Genomic DNA, 15,349 nt, shown 5'->3' with positions numbered 1-15,349 from the left:
GGTTGAACTGCTAAGAGAAGGTCAGCGCAACACTAGGGCTAGAGTAGCCCCTTGGGATCCCGTCTCGACCAACCGCAATTCCCCTCCATGGGCCTGCAGGATACGCTTGGCGATGTATAGCCCTAAACCTCCTGAGCCGGTTGGGTAGTGGTGGCCGGCAATGTGAATGGGCTGGGTCACATAGGGTTGGGCCAACTCTTCCAGAGGGGCGGGTAGGCCGGGGCCATCATCCTGCACCTGGATCTGGCGGGGGCTGACAGTGAGCACCACTGCATGGCGTGCATAGCGCAAGGCATTGTCCACCAGATTCGCCAGCGCCCGCTCCAGCTCTGCCTCATCGGCGTTGCCCCACCCTTCCCCTTCCACTCGCAGGTCGATCCCCCGTTCTTGGGCCAGGGATCCCATGCGCTCGGCCACCCTTCTGGCTAGGGATCCCAGATCGCAAGGCCGAGGATGCAGCTCGATCTCTCCCCGCTCCAGGCGGTGGGCCTCCACCATTTTCTGCACCAGCGAGAGATTGTGTTGGTTTTCCTGCAGGATGCGATCCAGCAGAGCGCGACGTTGCTCCGGATCGAGCTGTTGATCCTGTTTGAAGGCGCTCAGCAGGTGCCCAAAGGCGATGAGGGGAGTTTTCAGGTCGTGAACCAGGGTGGCGGTAAAGGCTTCTCGCCGCATTTGGTCGATCTGGATCTGGCGCAGCAACTGGGCAAAGGCCTGCCGCAAGATCAGGGCTTCCTGGGGATCCCCGGGGCGGAGCAGCAGATTCCAACAGGCAGGCTGGTTGATCAAGGTTTCCAAATGGGCCAACTCGCGGGCCAGCAGGGTGAGGGGGCGCAAAATCATGGAGGACAGAGCATAGCCCACCACCGCCGATAGCACCGCCAGCAACGGGATCCACAGCAGCAGCAGAAGGATCCCTTCAGCGCTGAACTGCGTGTCGGGCCAGATCCACTCCACTGACAGGATGAAAACCAAGTTGGGGACAAACGAAAGGCTGGCAATGACCAATGCCACCTGGGTGCGCAGGCTGTGGGGAAAGCGGCGGCGCCAAAACTCAAGTAGGCGGAGTAGTTGCTGTTTCAAACTCGGTGTGCTCGCTTTGACAAGACCTGCTTGAATAGTGAACCAACCGTAGGCAAAGAATAAACATCCCCTCACGGTCAAGGCTGAAGAGTTCTTTCCTAGGTCTTAGAATGACCGTTATGTCTTGAGCCACTTCATCCCCATGAATAAAGAAGGATGCCGTAACCCCAGCTTTTAGGATACCCAGCTACCCCATTCTTTAGAGAAGCCGCGCCGTATTCCGGTTGGCAAAGCTGTGGACATCACGGCAAAGAAAGACAGCTTGATCCCCAGGCGTAACCAACGTTGAGCAATCATAGTCGTTTCAGGTTAGGGTGAGGCGCCTGGGCCATTGAGAAAAGCCTTTGGCCGCATGCATTATTGCTCGGCAACGCTGACGCGACGACGCGACCAACGTTTTGGGTGTAGTGTCCCGGTTTGGGTCAAAGGACTACAAGTTCAACAGATCAAGATCGAGGGGCAGAGCGGAGCTCTCAAGCTCCTGAGGCATGAAAAAACCTCTGGGAGTCTGTCCGTGTTTCGACCCCAGAGGCTTCTTCTCTTCACTCCTCACCACTATTGAGCGTAGCCGCCCTTTGAAAGGCTGTCAAGCACTTTCCCATTGGGGTTGGCGTGTGGGAAATTGGGCCAGGGTGGCGCTGCCGTATAGGATCATCTGCTGGGGCTGTAAGTTCACCCGATCGACCCGCAGCTCAGTGCCGCGCAAGGCCAGCCGATCCAAATCCAGAAGCCCATTCAGGCAATCTACCAAGGCCCGGCTCAAGGCCAGCTCCTCTTCTGTGCCGCCTGCAAACACCGGATCTGTAAAGCGGATGCGACGCCGCTCCAGCACCTCAACTTGGGCGGAAAAACCGACGCGGAAAGCCCTGGCTTCTCCCTGCTGTACGTTTGCATGCAATTCCAGTCGCCGCGCCGGGGTGATGCTGATATGGACGTGGGATAGGGGGCTGCCATCCTGTCCCACCAGGGCCAGCCTGTTCAGCACAAAAGGTGTGTTAAACGATTGCACCAGATCGTCTTGGCTCAGCACCACACGCATCGTGGCCTGTACCGGCTGGCGCAGTTTGATCTTCCCCTGCCAAATTTGGCTGAAATCGATGGCCACCGCGTTGCAAAACAGCTCTAGGGCCGAAAGCCTCAGGCCGTTGTACATCTGCAAGTGCTGGCCCAACAACTCAAAGCTATCAATACGACCCTGCAACAGTTTGGCAACAGGCTCCACCCGTACGCGCGCTTCTAGTCGCTCTGCCTGCTTAAAGAGGGCGCGAATGGCTGCGCTTACCCCCCGACTGACCCAATCGACAGCCATGGGATTCTGGAGGGAAAGTTGGGGCAGGAGTCCTGTAGCCATGGGACAAGGTGAAGTTCGCCTACAGGGATCATAACCAACCATTAAGAAAAGTTACAACCTCCGCCGACGGAGAGGCTGTTCTCTCAGGGGTAGGTGCGTCCTTCCTGCATGGCCGAGCGGGCCACGGCTGCGATCCCCTGGTCGGTGGCGCGGGGCAGATGAAAGTACCGTCCGCCCGCCAATTCCGCCAGTTCGGCGCTGAAGCCGGTGGTTACAAAGCGGCTTTGGGAGTCGATCAAGAGCAGCTTCAACCCCAGGGCGCGGATGCGCAGGGCAATCTCCCGCAGCTCCTGCTTCAGGTCGATGGGATCCGTTCCCGACTGGGGTTTGCCATCGCTCCGTCCCAAAGAGCGGCTGAGGGGGATGTTGCCCCGACCATCGGTGAGGGCCACCAGCATCACCTGGCCCACGTCGCCGGCAGCACGGGCATTGACTCCCATGCGCACGGCTTGGGTGAGGGCATGGGCAAGAGGGGATCCCCCGCCGCAGGGCAGAGATTCCAAACGGCGGCGGGCCAGCTCAATGGAGCGGGTGGGGGGCAGCAGCACTTCGGCAGTTTCTCCACGAAAGGCGATGAGGGCCACCTTGTCGCGGTTCTGGTAGGCTTCTGTGAGCAGGCGCAGGGCCGCTCCTTTGGCCGCTTGCATGCGGTTGAGGGCCATGGAGCCGGAGGCATCCACCACAAAGATCACCAGGGCTCCGGCCTTGCGAACCAGCTTTTTGGCGCGGATATCGCTCGGTTCCACGACGACGGCGCGTCCCGGTTGTCGCTGGCGGCGGCTCTTCTGGTAGGGAGCAGCGGCTCGCAAGGTGGCATCGACGGCAATGCGGGGGTTGGATCCCTGGGGCAGGATGGGCTTGATGTAACGGCCCCGGTCGGCGCTGAACACCAGGCTGCGGGATCCCGTTTTCCCCTGTTGGTTGAGGGACTGGGCAAAGGCCAGCAGGCGCGGGTCGAGGGCAATGCGCTCCGGCTCGAAGAAAAACTCTTCCGGCAGACTCAGGTTTTCCGGTTGGGGATCCGTTTCCTCTCTATCTTCCCCATCCTTGTCGGGATCCGGCGGCGGGGGATCCGACTGTTGGGATGGTGGCGGGGGGGGAGGGGGGGGCTGGTCGGGGTCGTATTGGGCGCGGGGCAGCAGCACCAGTTGCACAGCCTGCTGCAGATCCTCGGCCAACAGGCGATCCCGTCCTTCCAGAGCTGCCAGGGCACAGGCGGCCCGTAGGGCAAACTGCTCTCCCCGATGGCCTTGGACATTGCCGCGGATGGCCTCTTGCACCAGGTAGTGGATCTGTTCCCGCTGGGGTTTGACCTGGGGCAGCCACTCTCGGGCCAGGACAATCTGGGTGCGGATTTCTTCCAGTTCTGCTTGGTGTTGTGCCAGAAAGGGTTCGGGGGCATCGCCGAATTGGCTGGCTCGCTGGGCAATCTCCCGCCGCTCCTCCAGGCTCAGATCCCGCTCCAGCGGCACCACCATGGCCATGCGATCCAGCAAGTGGGGGCGCAGGGATCCCTCCTCGGGGTTGTAGGTGGCCACCAGCAGGGGCCGACAGGGGTGTTGCAGGCTGATCCCTTCCCGCTCCAGGCGATTCACCCCATCGCCCACCACCGTCAGCAGCAGATCGGCAATTGAGTCATCCAGCAGGTTGATGTCGTCCACGTACAGCACACCCCGGTGGGCGGCAGCCAGCAGCCCCGGCTGAAAGACGGTTTCTCCCCGCTCCACCGAAGCTCCCACATCCACGGATCCCAGCAGCCGATCTTCGGTCACGCCCAGGGGAATCTGGACAAAGGGGGGCGATATCACTTGGGTGGGCGGCACCTCTCCGGCTGGGTAGCGAGCCTTGGCCCAGTCCGACCAGGTGTCCGGTCGCGCCGGATCGTCGTTGCAATAGGATCCCGCAATCACCTCGATGGGCGGTAGCAAGGCGTGGATCCCTCTGGCTAAAACCGACTTGGCCGTGCCACGCGGCCCCACCAGCACCACCCCCCCTAGGCTGGGATCCACCGCTGCCAACAGCAGAGCCAGCTTGGCCGCCTGCTGCCCCACCACAGCGGTGAGGGGAAAGGTACAAGGGGCGGATAGAGTTGCGGATCCCATGGGTAAAGCTTGGCGATCAAGATCCAATCGGGCCGATTCGCAGCGGACAGGGAGCTGCACACCCCAGTCTATCGCTTTAGGGAGTTCCCCGAGCGCTCCGCGCCGCTGACGCGACCACCCTAAATCCCTCTCCCAAGGGAGGTGGGCCGGAATCCAGGCCGCCAACGGCTTCACGGCGACTGGGAATGCTCCGGGTGGGCTACTGCCGTTTGGTGGTCATCTCTGCTCAAGATGGGCATTGCTTCAGCGGGTTGCAATCATCACGTGCTTGGTGATTTGGTAGTCGCGCACCGCCTCTGCCGAGAGATCTTTGCCAAATCCCGACTGCTTGAAGCCGCCATGGGGGGCCTCAGAGGCAATGGGAATATGGTCGTTGATCCAGACGGTGCCGAACTCTAGATCGGCGGCCAACTTCATCGCTCGTCCGATGTCCTGAGTCCACACAGAAGCCGCCAGCCCGTATAGGACGTCATTGCCCAGGCGTAGCGCTTCCGCTTCTTCACGAAACGAGCCGAGCGTGAGAACCGGCCCAAAAACCTCACTCTGTACGATCTCCGCCTTTTGATCAACATTGGCAATCACCGTGGGTTCATAGTAGTAGCCTTGGGCAAACTGGGAAGGGATCCGACCGCCGGTCAGCACCTTGGCTCCCTCTGCTTTGGCCCGCTCCACAAATCCCATCACCCGCTCCCGCTGGACTGCCGAGACCAAAGGCCCCATCTCCACCCCGGCCTCAAAGGGGGATCCCACCGTCACTTTGCGCATGGCCTCTACAATGGCCTCTTGTACCTGCGCCAGCTTGCTCTCTTGCACGTAGACGCGGGTGGCCGCCGTACAGTCTTGGCCGGTGTTGACGGTGGCAGCAAACGTGGCCTTGGCAGCAACGGTCTCTACGTCCGCATCCTCGAAGACGATAAACGGCGCTTTGCCCCCCAGTTCCAAATGCACCCGCTTCAGGGTCTCTGCTGCTGTCCGCATCACCTGCTTGCCGGTGGCGGTGGAGCCGGTAAGGCTGACCATTCGCACCTGCGGGTGCTCTACCAGGGCTTGGCCGGTAGCATTGCCCCCGGTAACGATGTTGACCACCCCTGGCGGGATCCCGGCCTCGGCGATCAGTTCTCCCAGCATCAGGGTGGTCAGGGGGGTGGCAGGAGCGGGCTTGAGCACCACCGTACAGCCGGCGGCCAGGGCGGGGCCGATCTTCCAGACGGCCATCATCAGCGGATAGTTCCAGGGGGTAATTTGAGCGCACACCCCCACCGGCTCTTTGCGAAAGAGGGAGGTGTAGCCCTTGGCATATTCCCCGGCGCTAAAGCCATGGATGTCGCGGGCGGCAGCGGCGAAGAAACGCAGATTATCCACCGCAAACGGCAAATCTCCCCCTAAGCTGAGGAACTCGTAGGGCTTGCCGGTGTTTTCCGATTCCACACGAGCCAGTTCTGGGGCACGAGCCTCGATCAGATCTGCCAATTTCCAGAGGGCCAGGGATCGCTCGCCGGGGGTAAGTTTCGACCAACGGCCATCGTAGAAAGCGGTCTGGGCAGCTTGCACCGCCCGATCCACATCGGCAGGGCTAGCATCCACCACCTCTGCCAGTTTCTCGCCGGTGGCCGGGTTCTCGATGGTCATCAACCCCCCCCCTTGGCTATCGACCCATTGGCCGTCGATCCAGAGTTTGTAGGCCATAGCGATGTCCTCAACAGCTTGGTGAAATGGCTCTCCCCATTGTGCCGAATCTTTTTGGCTCGGCTTGAATCATAAGCTTCAATGAACTACCCCACCGCATAGGCGGATGGGGTTTCTGATGCCCCATTCGCTTGACGGCAGGATTTTAGTCTCTTCCTCTGCCCCAGGTGCTTCATAGCCCTGAGCATCAGGACTTTGAAGTAGTGCTGAGACATCCAAGACTCACGAGGCTGGTTCCCAACCCCGGTTGCTTGTTTATTGCAACATTGTGCATCACCATCACCGAGCCCCGATCCCTGGGGATTTCAAACCCACAACCAGAGCAGACATGATAGCGGTTGCTCAAGTCCGCCCACTCCTTGTGGACTGCCCCACATTGGGGACAGCGTTGGCTCGGTTTGAGGGTCTGAGTGGGAAGCATGAGAACTAAACCCCCTTTCTGCTCGATTTTGTAGGTAATCATCTGGTTCAATGTACCAAACCCCACCGACAGAATCGACTTGCTTAGCCCTGCCTTGCGCTTCCCACCCTTGCGGGTCATCCCTTTGACATGCAGCTTCTCCGTTACGCCGTTCGCCTATGGCGGCGCGGAGCGCTTTGTCATAACGACAAGCTATCTCTGACGTCACTTTGTGTTGCCAGTCTTTGCGCTGACGAGCAACTTTGGCTTTGAGTTGCGCTTCCCACCGGTGGATTTTCTTCCACCTTCTGGAAGCCTTGACACCCTTCTGCGGAGCACGCTTTCTGCGCTTCAGTCTGGCGACTCTGCGAATCTTCTCCTCACTCCGCTGGGTAAAGCGGGGATTAGTAATCTCCCGAAACTCCGCCCCATCAAACAAAGTCAGGGCGGTCTCTGTACCCAAGTCATAGGCAACTATAGATTCGTACTGCAAATCCGACTGCGACCCAAACTTAGGTTCAGGTATCGCCACCTCGACCGTGAACGAGGCAAACCACTGCCGCCGGGACGGCTTGTAAACAAGGGTCAGCGTAGTGGGCACGCCCCAATGCTTGGCTTGACCGCGCATTTTCAGGGTAATGCCCAAGTCATTGAGTGTGACCGTGCCATGCTTTCCCGTGCTGTTGACCTTCCACCCCGACCGGGCAGGATACGTCCAGCCTGAATACCGGCGAATGGACTTGAACCTCGGCTTCCTACTCAGTCCTTGGAAAAACCGTTGGTAAGCATAATCCACCCGCTTGACGGTAGCTTGCAAAGTTTGGGAGTTCAGTTGGGCAAACTCCACCCACACCTGCTTGAATTCGGGGAGTAGGTTCTGCTGTTCCAGGTAGGTCACCGTTCGGCGGTGGAGGTGGTACTCGGTTTCCCGATGGGCAATGCAAGCATTGTAAAGATAACAATGCAGACGACGGGCCTCGAGCAAAGCTTTTTCCTGAGCTTTGCTGGGATACAGTCGAAAGGTCTGCCTTCTGGTTGCCATATGCGTTATCCTACCCCCACCTGTCCTAGTTCTGAGTGCTCCACAAATCCAGTGGCGCTATCCATCCCCACCCTACAGAGGGTGGGGAATTCCGCGCGTTTTGTTAACTTTCGAGCGCAGAGATTTTGAGCTGGCGGGGAACCCTTTGGGATTGGAAGGGTCAAAATGGATGCTCGCGAAGCGGGCCGTAGGTCGCTGGGGATCCGGCATCTGTTAAGGTGCTTGAAGGGTGGGTTCTTCTGCACAAGCATTCTTCGTGAGGTTGGGCTCATGTCTCCCGTGCTGTGGCAAGCGATTGGGTACGCCTGTGGGATCTCGCTGGGGATCCTGGGGTTGATTGTCCTTGTCAACGTTCTCGTGGAATGGCTGGATCGGCGAGAGACCCCGGCGAAGCCGACCGAGCCGCCAGAACCCTGCAGCACACCGGAGGGATCCCAGTCGGCATGAGTGACAGGGTTCGCGTTCACGTCTGGATACGGGGGCGGGTTCAGGGCGTGGGGTTTCGAGCCCACACCGAAGCGATGGCTCTCCATCCGGGTGTTCAAGGGTGGGTGCGCAATTTGCGGGATGGTCGTGTAGAGGCTGTTTTTGAAGGATCCCCTGCCGCAGTGGAGGCGATGCTGCGCTGGTGCCAACAGGGCAGCCCCGGTTCGGTTGTGGAGGCCGTTGAGCAACGTTCTGAGCCGCCGGAAGGTCTAGCCACCTTTGAGATTCGCCCTACCGTTTGAAGGAGTTTGGCTGTTCCAAGGATTTCTTTGACCTGCAGCACTTCAGCTTCGTCCGCTGGTTCTGAGCTGCCGTCCTCAGAAACTGCCCATGAGCTGGGATCCCCCAAGGTCGCACTAGAATGGTTACACCGCAAGTTTTTCCCATCCCATGACTGTTGCTGCCCCCGCCAAAGTGCAATATGAAGCTGTGATCGGGTTGGAAGTTCACTGCCAGCTCAGCACCCGCTCCAAGATCTTTTCCAGCAGCGCGACGGCATTTGGCGCTCCCCCCAACACGAATATCGACCCGATTTGTATGGGCTTGCCCGGCACCCTGCCGGTGTTGAACGAAAAGGTGCTGGAGTACGCGGTCAAAGCCGGTTTGGCCTTGAATTGCACCATTGCCCCCTACAGCAAGTTCGACCGCAAGCAATACTTTTACCCCGACTTGCCCAAAAACTACCAAATCTCGCAATACGACCTGCCAATTGCCACCCACGGCTGGATCGAGATCCAGCTCAGCGACGGTCGCACCAAGCGCATCGGCATCACCCGTCTGCACATGGAAGAAGACGCGGGCAAACTGGTACATGCTGGCAGCGATCGCCTGTCGGGATCCAGCTATTCTTTGGTGGATTTCAACCGAGCGGGGGTTCCCCTCATCGAGATCGTCAGCGAGCCGGACATCCGCAGCGGGGAAGAGGCAGCCGAGTATGTGCAAGAGCTGCGCCGCATCCTGCGCTATGCCGGGCTGTGTGATGGCAACCTGCAGGAGGGATCCCTGCGCTGTGATGTGAACATCTCGGTGCGTCCGCTGGGATCCCAGACCTTTGGCACGAAGGTGGAAATTAAAAACATGAACTCCTTCAACGCCATCCAACGGGCCATCGAGTACGAATTCAACCGCCAGGTCAAGGTTGTGGAGGCGGGCGAGCGGATCGTGCAAGAGACCCGCCTTTGGGAAGAAAACAGCCAGCGCACCATCAGCATGCGCAAGAAAGAGGGATCCAGCGACTATCGCTATTTCCCCGAGCCCGATCTGCCGCCCATTCGCGTTACCGAAGCGCAGAAAACCCGCTGGCAGGCAGAGCTGCCGGAATTGCCCGGTGTGAAGCGGCGACGTTACCAGGAGGTGTACGGTCTCTCGGTGTACGATGCCCGCTACCTCAGCGATGAACGCAACACCGCCGAGTACTTTGAAGCCGTGATCGCCGCCGGGGCCGACCCGAAAGCAGCCGCTAACTGGATGATGAGCGACATTGCCAGCTACCTCAACACCCACAAGCTGGACTACCCCGACATTGCCCTGAAGCCGGAAACCCTGGCCGAGCTGATCGGTCTCATCGAGCGGGGCACCATCTCCAGCAAAATCGCAAAGGAGATCCTGCCGGAACTGCTGGAAAAAGGCGGGTCGGCCCGCGCCCTGGTGGAAGCCAAAGGCATGACCCAAATCTCGGATAGCAATCTTCTGGAGCAGATAATCGCTGAGGTGTTGGCGGAGAATCCAGAGCAACTGGAGCAGTATCGGGGGGGTAAAACCAAGCTCTTCGGCTACTTTGTCGGGCAATTGATGAAAAAAACCCAGGGACGGGCGGATCCAAAGCTGGCCAACGACCTGCTCAAGCAACACCTCGACGGCTAGCTCCAAGCATCGGTGAGGGAATAGCCCAACTCCTGGATCATGCGCCGCAGCAGGGGCAAACTCAGCCCGATCACATTGCCAGGGCACCCCTCGATCCGCTCCACAAACAGGCTGCCACGACCATCGATGGCAAAACAGCCGGCACAGGCCAAAGGCTCACCGGTGGCCACATAGGCGCGGATCTCCTCGTCGCTGGGCTTGGCAAAAAACACCCGCGTCACCGCATAGTGGGTGAGGCGACGGTTCTGCTTCGTGTCAATTAAGGCATGGCCTGTGTAGAGCTCTCCCACTTCGCCCCGCATTTGCCGCAAGCGCCGTTCCGCCTCTAGGGCATTGGGCGGCTTACCTAGGATCTCGCCATTTAGGTAGAGCACAGAGTCGGCCCCCACAACCAAGACGGGCTCCCGTTGCTGGGCCGCCACCACTTCGGCTTTCGCCGAGGCCAGCTTCTGCACCAGCTCCACCGGATTAGAGCTCTGGATTTGGCTTTCGTCGAAGTAGCTGGGTTGAACGCGATGGGGGATCCCGGCAGCCTTTAACAATTGGCGGCGGGCAGCGGATTGCGAGGCCAGTACGATAGGAGGCAACATCGACTCAACACCCAAAGCCTGGACGTTTGCTGGATGGAAGTTCGCTCCATGAGCTAGTTTCCATTAGCTTAGTTAGTGTGCGCCTGATATGCGCCGACGAGTGGGCGCCGAAAGGAAACTCTCTCGATATCTTCCCAGCTGGATCCCGTTTGTGACCACTCTCCCCACCCAAGCTGATCTCGATCTTGCCCATTCTGGGATCCTCCAGCGCTATTGGGGGGATCAAGACACCCCGGAAAGCCGCTGGGTGAATTTGTTGGTGGCGGTGTTGGTTTTCTGTTCATCCACCTTCTTTGTGGTGGAAACCTATCCCATTCCCCCTGAGGTACGTCTTTGGCTGGAGCGGGTGGATCGCCTCATTCTCGGCTTGTTTGTGGTGGAATATCTGCTCCGACTGGCAGCGGCCCCGCAGAAGTTGCGCTATGTCGTGAGCTTGTATTCGCTCATCGATTTGCTCGCCATTTTGCCTTTTTTTGCCGGGCTAACCGATATTCGCTTCATTCGCATCTTCCGTTGGTTTCGCATTTTGCGGCTGCTGCGCCTGGTAGAGGGCAAAACCCTGTTTGGGCAAGTGATCTCCGCCGATAGCCGCATTTTGCTGCGCATTTTCTTCACCCTCTTTGCCATTGTTTTCGTCTACTCTGGGCTGATCTATCAGGTAGAACATCCAGTGAATCCTGGTGTTTTTGCCACCTTTTTGGATGCTTTCTACTTTTCCGTCGTTACCATGACCACGGTGGGGTTTGGGGATCTCACCCCCAGTTCTGAGCTGGGTCGGTTGCTGACGGTGCTGATGATCCTGACGGGGATCGCTCTAATTCCCTGGCAAGTGGGGGAGCTGATCAAACAATTGGTGAAAAGCGGCAACTCGGTGCAATGGGCCTGCCCAGGGTGCGGTTTGTCCCAACACGATGGGGATGCCCAATTCTGCAAACGCTGTGGCACACCGCTCTACCCAGGCAGTTAAGCCTATCGGGGTTGGCCCGGCATTTTCAGAAAATTTCCTGTGCCAAGGCAACAACAGGTTGACCAAGAAAACTGGGTTGCAGGCCCCGCCCTTGAGGTCGGCTTTGTGCTGTGGTGCTGAGGAAACTCCGCCAACTTGAATAGGGCGTAGTGTCAACAGAAGAAGTATCTGGGAGTTCATCCCAGTGGTTGGGGTCATGGCATCCCCCTTCATCCGTAAGGATGAGGTAGCCCAGGAAGTGGGAGTCATCCTGCGACCTGGGAAAGAACCCTTGCCCTCCAGGGCAGGGAGAATGTCAACCAATCCCGAACCTGCCGTTAGACCCAGTTGGGGAAAGCTGAGAAATCGTTTAAGATCGTTAACGGTAACCCTCTGAACAACTGGGTGGTGCTCGGCATGGCGGTGCAAGAGGAGGTTTTTTTTGAGGGTGGCCCCCACAGCGGAGATTTGGTGCTGAACTCCTTCATTGGGGCTACGCTTGTCGGCTTGCCTCTGTTTGTGGGGGCACTGGTGCGCAAGCTGTGGGTACACTATCGGATTACCAATCGTCGCATCACCGTGATCGGGGGGTGGGGCGGCAAGGAGCGCTCAGACGTGATCTACAGCGAGATCGCCAAGGTGGTCATGGTGCCACGGGGCTTGGGCGTGTGGGGAGATATGGTGCTCACCCTCAAGGATGGCAGTCGCCTGGAGATGCGGGCCTTGCCTCGCTTTCGGGAAATCTACAACTACATCAACGAGCGGATTGACGAGAAGGCCAAGCAGGTGAGCGGCCCAATTGGCAAAAAACGCCGCTCTGCCCAGTCCTGACCGTGCCTGACCCTTGGGGATCCCTTCCTGTGGCTGTCCCCACTCTTCCCAGCCGGGATCCCGCTTGGCCTGAGCGCCTAGCCCTGGTGCACGAGTACCTGATCTGGCCGGGGGGATCGGAAAAGGTTTTGCAGGAGCTGGTGGCTTTTGCCCCACAGGCCCCCCTTTACGTTAGTCTCTTCTCGGCTCACACCCTGCCGCCGAGCTGGCAGGAGCTGTCGATTCACACCTCTTTTTTGCAAGGCTGGGCCAAGTGGCTGGGGGTGTTGCGCCCTGACTACCACGCCCGCCTCAAGTATCTGCTGCCCTGGATGCCGTTGGCCTACGAGAGCTTCGACTTTTCGGGGTATGACTGTGTGATCTCCAGCAGCCACGCCTTTGCCAAAGGGATCCTGACGGGAGCCTCTACCCTGCACCTGAGCTATATCCACAGCCCCACCCGTTACCTGTGGGAGAACCGGGAGCTGTATCTGCAGCGAGAAGGGTTGGGGGGAATCGGGCCCATTCGCACAATTAGCCAATGGCTGCTGCACCGCCTGCGCCAGTGGGATTTTCTGGCAGCTCAACGTCCAGATCTGTTGATCGCCAACTCCCAGCACATTCGCCGCCGCATTGCCAAGCTCTACCGCCGCGAGGCTGTTGTTATCTACCCGCCCGTTCCGCTGCAGGGGTTTGAGCCGGTGGCGGATCCCAGTGGCGATTACGACCTGGTGGCGGGCCGATTGGTGCCCTACAAACGGGTGGATCTGGCAATTGCCGCCTGTGAACGGCTGGGTCGTCGTCTGCTGATTGTGGGAGAAGGGCCGGAGCTCCCTCGGCTCAAGCGATTGGCGGGGCCGCAGGTGGAGTTTTTGCCCCATCAACCGCAAGCCCGTCTGCAGGAGCTGTTGGCCCATTGCCGGGTGCTGCTGTTCCCGTGGGAGGAGGATTTCGGCCTGGTGCCGGTGGAGGTGCAAGCCTGTGGTCGTCCTGTGGTTGCCCTCAACCGGGGAGGTGTCCGGGAGACGGTCATCCACGGCCAAACCGGCATCCTCATCCCCGAAGCCAGTGTGGAAGCGTTGGTGGAAGGGCTGCGCCAGGCAGATCGACAGGACTGGGATCCCCGGCGGATTCGGGCCCATGCTCTGCAATTTGCCCCGGAGCGATTTCACGCCCAATTGGGATCCCTGCTGCGCTGGGCTTGGCCTCGTTTTCAAGCCGGAGAACGGTTGGATCCCCGAGAATGGAGCCCTCAGTAGGGCCGCCGCTGCACAAAAGCCGGCAACTCAATCCGGCTACGACCGCCCGTTTCCGTCCCTGCCTGTGAAGCGGCCAAAGCGGAGCGTTTCAGGAGCTTTTCCGCCCGTTCGCGCCAGCGGTGTGGAGCACTTTCTTCCCGCTCTTCCAAAGTGAGCGGCGGGATCCCTGTGGTGGGTGTTCTCCAAGTGGTGGGTCGGCTGTTGGGTGCCGCCGGGGAAGGAGCAGACTCGTCAGCCGCTGCAGGAATCCGTTCCTGGTCGCGCCAGCGGTGCGGAGCACTAGCCGGATGATTCGACCTGGGCTCGACAGCCGCTGCTTGGGGGGAAAGCGAGGCTGACTGACGCAGTGTGGCCAGTTGCTCTTCCAGTTCTTGGTTGCGCTGCTGCAGCAGAGCTACTTCCTTTTCTTGGGTTTGCGCGTAGGCGTGGGCCTGCACGCACTCGGTTTTCAAAGCCATCACCTGCTGCTGCAACTTCTCGATCTGCTTTTGGCTGACCAGATGATGGGCCTCGGCCAGTTCTCGCCCCCGCCGGGCTTCTTCCAGGCTTTCTTGGGTGCTCTGCACCTGCTGCTGAACTTCCTGCCACTGGGCAAGGGTGGGACGCTGGGCCAACTCTTGGATAAGCTGATCCCGCTCGGCTCGCAAAGCACCAAGCTCGCGAGTCAAAGCCTGCACCTGCTCCTCCAAGACCAGGATTCGCTGCGCCTGCGAGGACTCTGTCTCCCTGAGGTGGGCGGCCTGGGCTGCTTCCGCTTCCAGTTTGGCAATTTGTTGAGCTTGCTCGGCCTGCTGTCGCTGACTCTGCTGCAGCTCTTCCAGCAAGGTGGCCCGCTCGGCCTTGGCAAAAGAGGCTTGTTGGCGCAGATGATCCAACTCCGCTTGCAAGTGTGCCCATTGCTCTGGGGTAGGGCGCTCTTCCAATTCGCGAATACGTTGCCGGGCAGTGTTCAGGTCAGCTTCCATGTGCGCCTTTTCGGTTTCCAGATGGGTCTTCAAACGTTGCCATTCGGCTTCGGCTTGGCGGTGGGCAGCCTCTAGCTCTGCCCGTAGGGTTTCCAGTTCTTGGGCAGAAGGTCGAGCGGCCAACTCTTGGACTTGCGCTTGCAGTTGCGCTTTTTCCTCTTCTAGCTCTTGTATGCGGAGCTGCAATTGGGCTTGCAAAAGCTGTACCTGCGGCAGCTTGACGGCGTATTCTCCCAACTGGTTGGCCTGCTGTTTCAGTTCCAGGAGCTCCTGCTGCAGTTGGTAAAATCGGGCCGGATCGACGCGCCGCTGCAATTCCGCCTTGAGGGTTTCAATTTCCGCCTGGCTAGTTTGCAACTGCTGCTGCAGAATGTGGTAGTGCTCCAGCGTTGGACGGCGCTCCATTTCCCACAGGAGATTCTGCAGTTCTTCGATGTGCTGTTGCTGAAGCTGAAAAGCCTCTAGGGTAGGGCGCTGGGCCAGCTGCGCTTTCTCTTCTTGACAGGCTTGCAGAGCGTGATCCCGTTCTTGAATCTGTGCCTGCGCTTCCAGCAGTTGACGTTCCAGGCGATGGGTACACTCAATCTGCTGCAGCGACAGCGCTTCCGATTCTGCCAGGGATCGCTCTAAGTTGCGCACACGCGCCCGCAAAGCTTTTAGCTCTTCTTCCCCTTCCATATCCAGGCTGCTCGACAGGTTATGGGCCTTACTGTAGCAGATGGTTTGGGCAAAAATCCAGCTTGCCACTATGTGTGGCGTGAATTTT

The 15,349-nt window shown here is 59.3% G+C and carries 13 protein-coding genes and 1 pseudogene; 6 read left to right on the top strand and 8 right to left on the bottom strand.

All coding sequences use genetic code 11. From position 1 onward, the window contains the following. Positions 1 to 21: 21 nt before the first annotated feature. The 6 genes and pseudogenes from ACVWZ1_RS02965 to ACVWZ1_RS02940 all read right to left on the bottom strand — a co-directional run. Entirely contained in the window at positions 22 to 1,083 is a 1,062-nt protein-coding gene (locus ACVWZ1_RS02965; RefSeq protein ID WP_457502475.1) for a sensor histidine kinase, read from the bottom strand. 586 nt (positions 1,084 to 1,669) lie between these two features. After that, the gene (locus ACVWZ1_RS02960; protein ID WP_457502474.1) at positions 1,670 to 2,392 is read right to left on the bottom strand and encodes an LmeA family phospholipid-binding protein; all 723 of its coding nucleotides are present in this window, start codon (positions 2,390 to 2,392) and stop codon (positions 1,670 to 1,672) included. A gap of 125 nt (positions 2,393 to 2,517) precedes the next feature. Then, positions 2,518 to 4,536, bottom strand: a complete 2,019-nt coding sequence (gene bchD / locus ACVWZ1_RS02955) for a magnesium chelatase ATPase subunit D (RefSeq protein WP_457502473.1) — start codon at positions 4,534 to 4,536, stop codon at positions 2,518 to 2,520. 243 nt (positions 4,537 to 4,779) lie between these two features. Further along, positions 4,780 to 6,222 carry a gamma-aminobutyraldehyde dehydrogenase gene (locus ACVWZ1_RS02950; protein ID WP_414358449.1) on the bottom strand — a complete coding sequence of 481 codons (1,443 nt, stop codon included), beginning with the start codon at positions 6,220 to 6,222 and terminating at the stop codon, positions 4,780 to 4,782. Positions 6,223 to 6,409: 187 nt separating this feature from the next. Beyond that, positions 6,410 to 6,643, bottom strand: coding sequence for a zinc ribbon domain-containing protein (locus tag ACVWZ1_RS02945; RefSeq protein WP_457502472.1), 234 nt, complete (start codon positions 6,641 to 6,643; stop codon positions 6,410 to 6,412). Between the two features lie 235 nt (positions 6,644 to 6,878). Beyond that, positions 6,879 to 7,664: pseudogene (locus tag ACVWZ1_RS02940) on the bottom strand (RNA-guided endonuclease InsQ/TnpB family protein); the annotation flags it as partial. Between the two features lie 270 nt (positions 7,665 to 7,934). On the opposite strand from ACVWZ1_RS02940, the gene ACVWZ1_RS02935 reads away from it, so the two are divergent. The 3 genes from ACVWZ1_RS02935 (at position 7,935) to gatB (ending at position 10,013) form a co-directional block, all read left to right on the top strand. Next, positions 7,935 to 8,111, top strand: a complete 177-nt coding sequence (locus ACVWZ1_RS02935; RefSeq protein ID WP_414358468.1) for a hypothetical protein — start codon at positions 7,935 to 7,937, stop codon at positions 8,109 to 8,111. Further along, entirely contained in the window at positions 8,108 to 8,392 is a 285-nt protein-coding gene (locus ACVWZ1_RS02930) for an acylphosphatase (RefSeq protein WP_457502471.1), read from the top strand. Before ACVWZ1_RS02935 ends, ACVWZ1_RS02930 begins: the two co-directional genes overlap by 4 nt. Positions 8,393 to 8,540: 148 nt before the next feature. After that, positions 8,541 to 10,013 carry an Asp-tRNA(Asn)/Glu-tRNA(Gln) amidotransferase subunit GatB gene (gatB, locus tag ACVWZ1_RS02925; protein ID WP_457502470.1) on the top strand — a complete coding sequence of 491 codons (1,473 nt, stop codon included), beginning with the start codon at positions 8,541 to 8,543 and terminating at the stop codon, positions 10,011 to 10,013. Here gatB and ACVWZ1_RS02920 read toward each other — a convergent pair. Then, complete coding sequence (locus ACVWZ1_RS02920; RefSeq protein WP_414407950.1) at positions 10,010 to 10,603, bottom strand: Maf family protein; 594 nt, start codon at positions 10,601 to 10,603, stop codon at positions 10,010 to 10,012. The two genes, gatB and ACVWZ1_RS02920, sit on opposite strands and share 4 nt — an antisense overlap. A 151-nt stretch (positions 10,604 to 10,754) precedes the next feature. On the opposite strand from ACVWZ1_RS02920, the gene ACVWZ1_RS02915 reads away from it, so the two are divergent. From ACVWZ1_RS02915 to ACVWZ1_RS02905, 3 genes are all read left to right on the top strand, one after another. Further along, on the top strand, positions 10,755 to 11,570 hold the full coding sequence (locus tag ACVWZ1_RS02915; RefSeq protein ID WP_457502469.1) for an ion transporter: 816 nt from the start codon (positions 10,755 to 10,757) through the stop codon (positions 11,568 to 11,570). Between the two features lie 396 nt (positions 11,571 to 11,966). Continuing rightward, a complete protein-coding gene (locus tag ACVWZ1_RS02910) occupies positions 11,967 to 12,380 on the top strand; it encodes a PH domain-containing protein (protein WP_414407948.1) in 414 nt (137 codons plus the stop codon). 29 nt (positions 12,381 to 12,409) lie between these two features. After that, complete coding sequence (locus ACVWZ1_RS02905; protein ID WP_414331921.1) at positions 12,410 to 13,618, top strand: glycosyltransferase; 1,209 nt, start codon at positions 12,410 to 12,412, stop codon at positions 13,616 to 13,618. Here ACVWZ1_RS02905 and ACVWZ1_RS02900 read toward each other — a convergent pair. Then, entirely contained in the window at positions 13,612 to 15,330 is a 1,719-nt protein-coding gene (locus tag ACVWZ1_RS02900; RefSeq protein WP_457502468.1) for a hypothetical protein, read from the bottom strand. The genes ACVWZ1_RS02905 and ACVWZ1_RS02900 overlap by 7 nt on opposite strands. Positions 15,331 to 15,349: the final 19 nt, after the last annotated feature.

This window comes from Thermostichus sp. MS-CIW-25, assembly GCF_054060015.1.
Note: the sequence above shows the minus strand (reverse complement) of the source record. Positions and strands in the feature narration are given on the sequence as shown.